The 11912-nt window shown below is 27.8% G+C and carries 11 protein-coding genes; 3 read left to right on the top strand and 8 right to left on the bottom strand.

Translation table 11 applies throughout. The features are described from left to right. Nucleotides 1-87 precede the first annotated feature (87 nt). Nucleotides 88-288 (top strand): cold-shock protein, encoded by a 201-nt coding sequence (locus tag ACTG44_RS05100; RefSeq protein ID WP_003418660.1) that lies wholly within the window; start codon nucleotides 88-90, stop codon nucleotides 286-288. A 173-nt stretch (nucleotides 289-461) separates the two neighbouring features. Here the strand turns inward: ACTG44_RS05100 and speB are convergent, their stop codons facing one another. From speB to ACTG44_RS05080, 4 genes are read right to left on the bottom strand one after another with little or no spacing between them, the layout of a single operon-like run. Then, complete coding sequence (gene speB / locus ACTG44_RS05095; protein ID WP_479921417.1) at nucleotides 462-1340, bottom strand: agmatinase; 879 nt, start codon at nucleotides 1338-1340, stop codon at nucleotides 462-464. After that, nucleotides 1330-2181 carry a polyamine aminopropyltransferase gene (speE, locus tag ACTG44_RS05090; RefSeq protein WP_479919949.1) on the bottom strand — a complete coding sequence of 284 codons (852 nt, stop codon included), beginning with the start codon at nucleotides 2179-2181 and terminating at the stop codon, nucleotides 1330-1332. Before speE ends, speB begins: the two co-directional genes overlap by 11 nt. 35 nt (nucleotides 2182-2216) lie before the next feature. Then, entirely contained in the window at nucleotides 2217-2630 is a 414-nt protein-coding gene (speD, locus tag ACTG44_RS05085; RefSeq protein ID WP_003418655.1) for an adenosylmethionine decarboxylase, read from the bottom strand. Nucleotides 2631-2688: 58 nt separating this feature from the next. Beyond that, the gene (locus ACTG44_RS05080; RefSeq protein WP_479921416.1) at nucleotides 2689-4164 is read right to left on the bottom strand and encodes an aminotransferase class I/II-fold pyridoxal phosphate-dependent enzyme; all 1476 of its coding nucleotides are present in this window, start codon (nucleotides 4162-4164) and stop codon (nucleotides 2689-2691) included. Between the two features lie 711 nt (nucleotides 4165-4875). Between ACTG44_RS05080 and ACTG44_RS05075 the strand changes: the two genes are divergently transcribed. Together ACTG44_RS05075 and ACTG44_RS05070 are read left to right on the top strand one after the other, a co-directional pair. Beyond that, nucleotides 4876-5310, top strand: a complete 435-nt coding sequence (locus tag ACTG44_RS05075) for a MarR family winged helix-turn-helix transcriptional regulator (RefSeq protein ID WP_479921415.1) — start codon at nucleotides 4876-4878, stop codon at nucleotides 5308-5310. Next, entirely contained in the window at nucleotides 5303-6634 is a 1332-nt protein-coding gene (locus ACTG44_RS05070) for an MATE family efflux transporter (protein ID WP_479921414.1), read from the top strand. Before ACTG44_RS05075 ends, ACTG44_RS05070 begins: the two co-directional genes overlap by 8 nt. Nucleotides 6635-6780: 146 nt before the next feature. On the opposite strand, the gene ACTG44_RS05065 is transcribed toward ACTG44_RS05070, so the two are convergent. From ACTG44_RS05065 to ACTG44_RS05050, 4 genes are all read right to left on the bottom strand, one after another. Then, complete coding sequence (locus ACTG44_RS05065) at nucleotides 6781-8085, bottom strand: MATE family efflux transporter (RefSeq protein WP_021383691.1); 1305 nt, start codon at nucleotides 8083-8085, stop codon at nucleotides 6781-6783. A gap of 97 nt (nucleotides 8086-8182) precedes the next feature. Further along, nucleotides 8183-8977 (bottom strand): MerR family transcriptional regulator, encoded by a 795-nt coding sequence (locus ACTG44_RS05060; protein WP_479918775.1) that lies wholly within the window; start codon nucleotides 8975-8977, stop codon nucleotides 8183-8185. A 190-nt stretch (nucleotides 8978-9167) separates the two neighbouring features. Further along, a complete protein-coding gene (locus tag ACTG44_RS05055) occupies nucleotides 9168-9806 on the bottom strand; it encodes a GntR family transcriptional regulator (protein WP_021383687.1) in 639 nt (212 codons plus the stop codon). A gap of 240 nt (nucleotides 9807-10046) precedes the next feature. Continuing rightward, a complete protein-coding gene (locus ACTG44_RS05050) occupies nucleotides 10047-11912 on the bottom strand; it encodes a glycoside hydrolase family 13 protein (protein WP_479921413.1) in 1866 nt (621 codons plus the stop codon).

The following is an 11912-nucleotide window of genomic DNA, read 5'->3' as shown; positions in this document are numbered from 1 at the left end:
TGCTTTTATTTTAAATTTATGCTATATTAATAGAACAGACTTATTTTTTTAGTTTGTATTTTTTAATAAAGCGGAGGTTTTCTTATAATGAAAAACGGAATAGTAAAATGGTTTAACAATGAAAAAGGATTTGGATTCATATCTGTAGAAGGAGAAGACGATGTTTTCGTACATTTCTCAGCTATACAAAATGATGGATACAAAACTTTAGAAGAAGGCGAAAAGGTTAGCTTTGATATAACTCAAGGTAATAGAGGACCTCAAGCTGAAAACGTGAATAGAATATAATTATTTAATTTAAATATATATATTTTAGAAAAGGAGCTATAGTAGGCTCTTTTTTGTTGTTCATTATACTTATAGTACATTACAAAAACAAGAAGTTACTTTAAAAAAGACAATTCAAAACATCTTTTTAAAATAACTTCTTTTATTATAATATATTACTATCAAAAACTACTCTATTTAATTTTATCAGATATTATTAGGCATAACTCTCTTAAAATTTTACAGGCTATAACTGTTGATACACCTGTAATATCATAATCAGGACTTAACTCTACAATATCACAACCAACGATATTTATATTAGAGTTTTTTATGATTCTAAAAACTTCTTGAAATTCTCTATAATTTATACCACCAGGTTCTGGTGTACCTGTTCCTGGAAATACAGATGCATCTAGTATATCTAAATCTACAGTTAAATAAACGTTCTTTCCATTCAACATATTAATTATATTTTCAAAAGTGTTTATTCCTCCAATTTCCATATATGTATGCTTTTGTTCTGTCGCAAACTTAAATTCTTCTTTTGTACCAGACCTTATACCAAATTGAAATATTTTATTATCTCCTACAACATCCCATACCCTTTTAATTACTGTTGCATGAGAATTTTTGCTATTATTATACTCTTCTCTTAAATCTGCATGAGCATCAAAATGAATTACATATATATCATTATACTTTTCATACACTGCTTTAAAAGCTGGTAGTGTAACTAAATGCTCTCCTCCAATCATAAATGGAACTTTTGAATCTCTAACAATCTTAGATGTTTCTATATATATTTCTTCTAATACCTTTTCTGTACTTCCTACACTTATTTCTAAGTCTCCATAATCACATATACTGTAATCTTCCAAGTCCAAATCTAAAAACGGGCTATATGTTTCAAGACCATAAAATTCTTTTCTCATAGAACCACTTGCAAATCTAGCTCCTGGTCTATTTGAAGTAGTTCCATCGAATCCAACACCAAATACTATAAGATTAGATTCTTCATAATTTTTGTCCATACTCATAAAGGTATTCATGTAATAGAAATTATTGTTCATCTAACATCTCCTTTACATATTGAGGTAACATAAACGAACCTAAATGTATATTACTATTATAATATTTAGTTTTTAAATTTAATTTTTCCCATCCATCCCTATCTTGATTTTTTATTGGACTAAATTTTTTCGAAGCAAAACCAAACAACCAATGACCAGATGGGTATGTTGGTATATGTGCTTGATAGACTTCAGATATTGGAAATATCTCTTTTAACTTCTTATTAGCTCTTTTCATTTCCCTAGCATTAAAATCAAAATAAGGACTTTCACTTTGATTTACCAAAATTCCATCATCACTCAGTATTCTATGGCAATCTCTATAAAAATCAGTTGAAAAAAGACCTTCTCCTGGTCCTATTGGGTCAGTTGAATCTACTATTATCAAATCATAAGATTTATCAGAGGCACATTTAACAAAATTAACACCATCTTCAAAATATAAATTTACTCTTTCATCATCTAATTTGCATGAACATATATCCATATACTCTTTAGATACATCTACAACCATTTTATCTATTTCGACCATATCAATCTTTTCTATTTGTGGATAACGGCTTAATTCTCTTACAGTTCCGCCATCACCCCCACCTATTACTAATACTTTTTTTATGTTTAAATTTGTAGACATAGGAACATGAGTTATCATCTCATGGTATATAAATTCATCTTTATCTGTTACCATCATTAACCCATCTATTGTTAGAAACTTTCCAAATTCATCACTCTCAAATACATCTATTCTCTGAAATTGAGACTTCCCCTCAAACAAATGTTTATTTACTTTTATAGAAAATCTTACATTCTCTGTCCATTCTTCTGTATACCAAAGTTCCATATAATAATCCTCACTTTCTCTCATATATTCTGCATTTATACTGCTTCTGGTTTATGAGTAATCTTACCTAAATCTTTTTTTGAATATTTTTTTATTTTTGTAGTCAAACCTCTTGGAATTTCTGTAGACTCACTTCTTTCTGACTTTAAAAGCTGTTCTAACAATTCAAAACTTTTCCATGGGTCTATATCACCACAAGTGAAAAAATCCGCTGCTGCATAACCATATTCAGGCCAAGTATGTATTGTTAAATGAGATTCTGCAATTATAACGGCACCTGAAACACCCCAAGGATTAAAATGGTGAAATACAGAATCAACGATTGTAGCTTTTGCATTTAATGCTGAATCATTCATAAAATTTTCTATAAGACGTGGGTCTTTGAGTACATTCTCATCACAATTATAATATTCTACTAGTATATGTCTTCCTAGTGTTTCAAATTTCATTTCAATCCCAACTCCTCTACATATTTAATCTATTCTTATCTTTTCTAAATAAATCAATTTATTTTATTACAAGTATTCTATCTAAGTTTTTATCTTGCACATCTGTTAGATATGCATTACTATTTTTTAAGAAGATAATATATTCCATAATTTCTTTTGTTATCAATTCTCCTGGAGCAACAATTGGTATACCTGGTGGATATGCCATTATTGATTCTCCGCAAATTCTATTTATACACGAATCAATTTCTACACTTTCTTTTGGTGCATAAAAAGCGTCTCTTGGATTAAGCTTAATGGTTGGGTTTATTTGAACCATATTAAACTCATTTAATGCAGTTTCCTTTCTATAGACCTTTGCAATTATTGAAAGTGCTTTCACTAATCTATCAATATCAGACTTGTTCGTTCCAATAGACACAAGTGCAAGAATATTGTATGAATCTCCTAATTCCACTTGAATTGAAAAATTTTTATACAATAAGTCATAGACTTCAAATCCTGTTAAATTTAATTCTTTCACGTTTATACATAGTTTTGTTTCGTCTATAAATTTAGCACCTTTTTGCTTTAACATTTCAGTAGATAAGACTTTTATTCCATCAATTTTGTTTAATCTAGATTTTGCATACCTAGATAAGTTTAATGCTTTTGATAGTTGCTTTTCCCCATTCTCAACTAGATTTGCTCTAGCACCATCTATACTTGCCATAAGCAAATAAGATGCAGATGTTGACTGTAGCATGTTTATTGATTGAAGAACTTTTTCGAACTTTACATTATCTCTATTCAATAAAAGTGCTGAAGATTGTGTCAATGCTCCTCCAGTTTTATGTATGCTTACGGCTACCATATCAGCTCCCAAGCCTATTGCAGAAGGAGGTAAATCTAAATGGAATGGAAAATGAGCTCCATGAGCTTCATCCACTAGCACCAAAATATTATTTTTATGACATAGCTCTATGATATTTTCAATGTCCGCACAAACACCATAATAAGTTGGATTAAGGAAAAACAATGCTTTTATATCACAATTTTTTTCTATCTCTACTTTAATTTTTTTAAGAGTAATATTTAAACTTATGCCTAACTGTTCATCAAACTCTGGCTGTATAAATATTGGTATTCCTCCACAGAGTATTAGTGCATTTATCACTGATTTATGTATATTCCTTGGAAGTAATACTTTTTCACCTGGTTTTATCACACTTAAAATCATTGCATGTATTGCCTGAGTTGTACCATTGGTTATAAAGAATGCTTCATCAGCGGTATATGCTTGTGCCAACAAATCCTGTGCATTTTTTATAACACCATTTGGAGCAGATACATTGTCCATAGTTGGTGATGAATTTATATCCATTTTCATGAGATTTTCACCTAGATATTTATTTAATATATCTACACCTCTATTTTTTACATGTCCAGGCACATCAAAACAAGCTATATTTTTTTCTGAGTATTCCTTTAAAGACTCTAATAATGGAGCACATTCATAGCTTAATTCAACCGCATTTGCAAACTCACTATCCATGATTTTGAATTCATCCCCTCTCTATATTAAAATAATTATTGTATTTTTATTTATTATTTCTATTTTTTATTTTTACTTTTATTAAACTCATGATATTTATTATATTAATATCCAAGACTTTTTACAAGTGTTTTTTTGGCTCTATCCAAAAACTCACACATTAGTAATGTCAATATTTTTAAACTTTTTTATTTTTTATTGTTTATATTAATTTTTTTAAAAATTAGTATTTATAAACTTTTTTGTTTTTTATTTTTTTAGCATTTCTATTTTTTTGAGATTTACTAAGCTTTTGAGTTTAATATTTTTAAGTTGTAAGTATTTTATTACTAAACTTTTATATTATTCTGATTTCACATGTCAAAATTTCTAGTTTAGTTAGACTAAATAAATTTCCTATTTTTGTATTTTTATTTGCTGTTAAAATTTATTAAATTTTTTTTATTTGATGAAATAAATTCTATTCTTATAAACAAAAACAGATACAAAATTAAGATTATTCACATATGTACTACACTTACTAGGAAAACAACGAAACATAAAAGAAAGATTTACAACGAATAAAAGTGTCTTGATATGACAAAACAACCTTATTTAGAATGACAAATAGTCAAGGAAGATATTTTTTGTTTCTTTTTATTTCTTATTGACAATAGTACTAATTAGTACTATACTACATAAAGTACCGATTAGTACTATTAGGAGGATGTTATGGATATTAGAAAACAAATCAGACTTATAAACTCTGCTTTAAGCAGTACATTGGATTTATATAGGATATGGGCGAAAAAGAATAAGTTGAATTACAATTCTTTGGTTGTTTTATATACCTTGTACGATTTTAAGACATGCACTCAAAAACAAATATGTGATTGGTGGGCTTTACCTAAACAAACAGTTCATGGAATTTTATTTGATTTTGAAAAAAAGGGCTATATTTTAATTACTCCAAATGAAGAAAATAAAAGGGAACGATTGATTACATTTACACCTAAAGGAAGTGATTTCGCTTGCGAAATATTAAAACCATTACTTCAAATGGAAGAAAATGTAATGGAAGAATTAGGTGAAGAATTGATAAATCAGCTAATTGTGAGTAACACAAAATATTATGAATTACTCAAGGAGGAAATCGATAATGAATAATGTTTTGGCTAAAAAGTTTTCCTTTTGTTCATTATTACAATTTGCAATACCTAACATTGTGATGATGATTAGTTTATCTATGTATATTATTGTTGATGGAATGTTTGTATCACAATTAATTGGCACAACTGCTTTATCTGCTGTTAATATGTTTTATCCTGCAATATGCTTTGAAATGGCAATCGCAATTATGATTGCAACTGGCGGTAGTGCAATAGTTGCAAGAAAATTAGGCGAAGGTAAACAAAAAGAGGCACAGGAAAATCTTAGTTTTTTAATTGTTATAGAGGTTTTGATAGGAATTTTGATTGCGATTCTAGGGAATGTTTTCATTGATGAAATTATTTCACTTTTAGGTGTAAGTCCCATTCAGTCTCCCTTAACTATCTGTTACGCAAAAATTATATTTTCATTTGCTCCAGCTTTCTTTCTTCAAACGGCTTTTCAAACTTTCTTTGTTACAGTAGGAAAACCAACATTAGGATTAGCCGTTACTTTATTAGCTGGTATTACAAATATTGTCTTAGATTATATTTTTATGGCACCCTTGAATCTAGGTGTAAATGGTGCAGCAATTGCTACAGGAATAAGTTATTGTATTCCTGCAATCGTGGGCTTGTTATTTTTCTTTACATCTAAAAAAAATTCATTATGCTTTGTAAAACCTAAAATGGATTGGCAAGTACTTATAAAATCTTGTACAAACGGTTCATCTGAGATGGTAACAAATTTAGCAAATGCTGTAACAACTTTTTTGTTTAATTATGTTCTATTAAAATTTTATGGAGAAGATGGTGTAGCTTCCATTACAATCATACTTTATTTTCAATATATATTCACTGCTCTTTATTTTGGATATTCTAATGGAATTGCACCTGTCATAAGTTTCAAATATGGAAATGATGACAAAGAGCAGTTACAGAGTATATTTAAAAACAGTATTGTTTTTTTGCTTATAAGTACAGTATTAGCAAACTTTTTGATTCATTTGACAGTAACAAAAGCAATCACAATTTTCACTCCAGTAAATAGTAGTGTTTATGATATTACACTTCATGGATTTTCTATTTACTCCCTATCTTTTATTATTATGGGATTAGGAGTTTTTGCTTCTGCAATGTTTACCGCATTTTCAGATGGAAAGACATCAGCCATTATATCATTTTCAAGAACTTTCATTTTTATTGTAGGTGCTATTCTTATTCTTCCTAATATATTTGGAGAATTTGGTGTTTGGATGGCAGTTCCTGTAGCAGAAGTTCTTGGATTCATTGTGGCAGTATTTTATATATTTAAGAAAAAGGATACCTATACTTATCTTTAAATATATCATCAAATAACACATTCCTGTTGAGTGTTGTATGAATTAGGAAATTTTTTATAAAAAATATAAAAGAGTTGAACTTAAAATTTGATTAAAAAGGTCAGCTTTAAGACAACTCTTACTCATATAATTTATAATATTAAATGCTATAAACTTATAGCATTTTTTGTACATTCCTTTATATTCACTGCTTTACTTATAATCAAAACTGTTAAAAGCTCTGAAATAGCCATACTTACCCATATTCCATTTACTCCAAATAATTTAGAAAAAATAATTAATATAATAGGTAAAAGCAAAATTGAACGCAAAGCCCCTATAATATTAGAATGTATTGGCATTTCTATTGCTTGATAATACATAGTTGTTGTTAAATTTTTTCCAATCATAAGGTAAGCTATATTAGCCATATTAAGTGCAATATATGCCATTAAAATAATTTCTTCATCACTTGTAAATATTTTTATAATATCTCTTCCAAACAAGAAGCACACTATTGTAAATATTACAGACACAAAAATACTCATCTTCGTTGCCATACTATAATAACTTAACATTTTATTACTTTCTTTAGAACCAAAATTATAGCTTATAAGTGGTTGAACACCCAAAGTTATCCCCATTAGGAGATTATAAATATTTGTAGTTATATAGTTTACTACAGCATAAGCTGAAAGACCTACCTCTCCAACTACTCTTGTTAAAACTATATTGTGTGCAAGTATTATAATTGAAAAAGCACATTCTGCAAAAAATGAAGGAAATCCTATTGTAAATAGTTCTTTTAAAACATCTTTTTCTATTTTAACTGAACCAAAAGACAATTTACCTTTCTTAAATACAAAATGAGGTAGCATTATCATTAGTGTTGATAACTGACCTAATCCACTTGCGATTGCTGCACTCTTTATACCAAATCCAAGTTTAAATATAAATATATAATTCAAAGCTATATGAAAAATTGTTCCTGACAAAGTGGCTATCATTGCAAGTTTTGGTCTTCCATCATTTCTTAAAAAGCTACAGAAAACAAGTCCTAATAAGTTTGGAAGACAAAAAACAGCATAAAAGGTTAAGTACTCAGCAGATAATCCAACCAAACTTTCAGTTGCTCCCATAAATCTAACAATATGATTTGAAAAAAGTATACAAAATATTGTAAGAGATACACTACCCAATATTAAAACTTTTATAACTTGCCTAAATATATTTATAGCCCTTTCATCATCTCCAGAACCAAAGTTTTTTGATACTAATGCTCCTCCTCCAACTGCCATTAAACTGGATAACCCTAAAAATACCATAACAAGAGGTACCACTATACTAACAGCTGTAAGTGCTGCATCACCTAGTCCTTTACCCAAAAATATTCCATCTAATATAGTATTAAATGACGATACAAACATAGCAAGAGCTGATGGTACAGCATATTCTAAAAATTTTTTTATCATTATAAATCTCCCCTCTATATATTATTATGATAATTATTATTCCACTATATAAAATATTAATATATCCTCTGAGGGGAGAGTCAAGTTTTTTTGTATACTATTTTTTTCTTATTTCTAACTGAACTAATGTCTTTTCTTTTGAATCTGAGTCTACTCTAGAGAGTATCCATATTTCATTAAAATCACCAACAATTTCTATATTGTTATCCTTAGTATAATCTATTATTTTTTGATAATAATCATATGCATTATTCCAATTATCATCATATAAGATAGTTAGATATTCTCCTTCTGGCAAAATATATTCATTTTCATAATTGTCTCTCCTTGTAAAATCTACTATGTTATCATACAATAATGTATCTCCTTCCTTAATTACTTTTTCATAAGAAATACTACCTGATATTATAGGATAGACATCGTTATACTTATCTTGAATATGTAAAATAACACGTCTAAGATACATCTCAAACTCAACTTCATCTTTTGAATCACACTTATATACACTTACTTTTCTTTCTTTATTGTACTTTATAAACACCTGATTTAAACCGTATTCCAATAATTCATTTACATTAGATTCTATATCATTTAAGTATTTTTTTACATATGACAATTCTTTTATTTTGTTTTCTATCATTTTTTTCTGTTCATTAATTGTATTCAACATAGATTCTATTGAACCATCTGAGTCAATCAATTTTTTTATATCTTCAAGAGTCATCCCCATAATCTTGCAGTACTTAATTACATCTATACTCATAAACTGCTCTCTTGAATAATATCTATATTTATTTTCTTGATTTACATATGCTGGTTTTAGTATACCTATTTTATCGTAATATCTCAAAGTTTTTATTGATAATTCAAAAAGCTTAGATACTTCACCTATTGAAAAATATGTTTTTATATAATCTCCCCCTTTATATTTTGCATTAAAATAATACTATATTACTATACAAACAGCAATATAAAATTAATTATATCTTTAATTAATTTTATGCTTATTTTTTCATTAATAATTACTTAAGAAACAGTAAAATACTATAAAAAATAAAGAGAAGCTTTGTAAAAGCTTCTCTTTATTCCATCTCTGATATCGGTATCGTTTTCCAATGTTCCCTCAAAATTCTTTCAACATTTTCTAAATCATTTTCTCTCATAAATTTGACTACCTCAATATGTTGATTATTACTGTATATCAACATTTTATATAACTCATCTTCATTATTACTAGTATATGACTTTGACATAAAATTATATCTTAAAGAATTCAATAAGTTTATTAACACTTGATTTTCTGATTTAGCTATGTATATATCATGAAATTCATTACTTAATTTTAAATAGTTACTGTAATTTTTATACTTTATAGATATTGTCATCATTTCTGTTAATTCTTCCATTTTTACTAAGTCTGATTCAGTTAAATTTTGTAATGCTGAAGAACCTGCTAACGCATCCAATGCTCCAATTACAGAGTAGGTATCTAGTTTTTCCTTTTCTTGAAATTCTTTTACCACAAACCCTTTATTAGGTATCTTTTCTAGTAAATTTTCACCTGCCAACCTCGTTAGTGCTTCCCTTGCTGGTGTTCTACTAACTCCTATAGAGTTACAAATCTCTGATTCAGTAATTCTCTGATTAGCTTCATACTCTCCATTTTGGATTTTCTTTGATATATAGTCATATACTTGAGTTGTAAGTGGATCTACCTTCATAAGACGTTCCTCCATATTAAGATTATAAAAGTTAAATCTCCCTACAACTTTGGTAGAGAGGTTACGTTTTATCTTACTAATTTATATAATATCACAATTATCAATTTTTTTATACTTCTTTGTAAGATTTTAAAATACTAAAATTTTTATAATAATTTAAACAAAAAATGTAGAAAAAGTTTTGATTTATCAAAACTTTTTCTACATTTTTACTTTCTATTTATATTTTAACTCACATATTTAATTTACACTAAAAACTCCAAATGATTTAGCTTCTAAATCAACTTTCAATTCATTACTTTCAATATTTATTGTATCATTTACATTTTTAGGGCTATATTTTATTGTTATTTCTTCAATAAAACTACCATCTATATTTAATGATATTCTTTCAGTGTTCTCACTTCTATTTACCAAAATTAATATTCTATCATTATTTTCATTAAATCTAATAAAAGCGAATACAGAATCATTTCCAGTATATATAAATTCTGTATCTCCTGAGTTTAAAAGTTTATTTTTATTTCTAATTTTTATAATATCCTTATAAAAACTAAGTATATCTTCATCTTCATTTTTCCATGGATATGTCCTTCTATTATCTGGGTCAACGCCTCCACAAAGACCTGCTTCATCTCCATAGTATATATATGGTACACCCTCAAATGTCATCTGTATAGCTACTGCAAGCTTCATTAAATCCACATCATCACCTAATTCAGTTTTAGCTCTTGTAACATCATGTGTACCAATTAAATTTAAATTAGACTTAAATGATTCTTTTGGATAATGCTCCTTAATCTCCATATATCTATTACAAAGTTCATATGAGTTAATTTCTCCTTTTAGAAAAGAAAACATGTTGTTTCTGAAAGGATATCCCATAACAGAATCTAATTCTTCTCCTAATAGATAACTTCTTCTTTGACCATAACTAATCTTATTTGATGCATCTTCCCAAACTTCTCCTATAAGAATTGAATCATCGTCAGCTTTTTTTAGTTCCTTTTTTAACTCTCTTATAAACTTAGTTGGTAATTCGTCTGCAACATCCAATCTCCAACCCTTAACACCCATATCTATCCACTTATTTATAACACTATCTTTGTCATATATTATATAATCCATATAGGTATTTTCTAATTCATTTATATTTGGTAATGTCTTGACACCCCACCAACTTTTATACTTTTGAGGAAATTCTTCAAACATGTACCATGAATAATATGGAGATTCTTTTGATTGGTATGCTCCTAGACTATTATAGTTTCCATACATATTAAAGTATTTACTATCTGCTCCAGTATGACTAAAAACGCCATCTAATACTATTGATATATCTTTTTCTTTTGCTTTATTGATAAGCTCCTTAAATATATCCTCATCTCCAAACATTGGGTCAATCTTTTTGTAATCTCCAGTATCATACTTATGATTACTAGATGCTTCAAATATAGGGCTTAAATATAATATACTTACTCCTAGTTTTTTTAGGTAGCCAAGCTTATTAATTATACCTTTTAAATTACCACCATGGAAGTCCCATCTTACAATATCACCTTCACTATCCTTTATGTACATAGGTGTATCTTCCCAATTACCATATATAAAGCTATTCTTTTTAGGATTATCAACCTTACCATTTCGGTTACCATTATTAAATCGGTCTACAAATATATGATAAAGTATTCCTTCTTTATACCATGTTGGCACTTTGAAATCTTTATAAACAGTGATTTGATATTTATTAATATCATTATAATTATACTCACAAGAGTATCCATTTTCTCTATTCTTTCCATAAAATACAGTTTTTTTATTACCATCCACTTCAACATCAACTTTAAAATAATAAAAATAAATACCTGTCTCTTCAAGTCTTTCCATCTTGCAACAAAAACACTTTCCAAGTTTGTCATTACCGAATTCTTCATTTAAAGTTATTGTTCTCATTTCTTCTTCTTTATTTATTTCTAGGGAAATAGAATCGACATTATAGTCTTCATTTACTTTAACATAAATTGTCAATTCCTCATCAAATTTTAAAGCTCCAAACGGAGCCTTAAAATTTTTATCCCAAGAGTTATATTCTATTATATCTTGCAT

The sequence above is a fragment of the Clostridioides sp. LIBA-2809 genome, from assembly GCF_056688965.1.
Note: the sequence above shows the minus strand (reverse complement) of the source record. Positions and strands in the feature narration are given on the sequence as shown.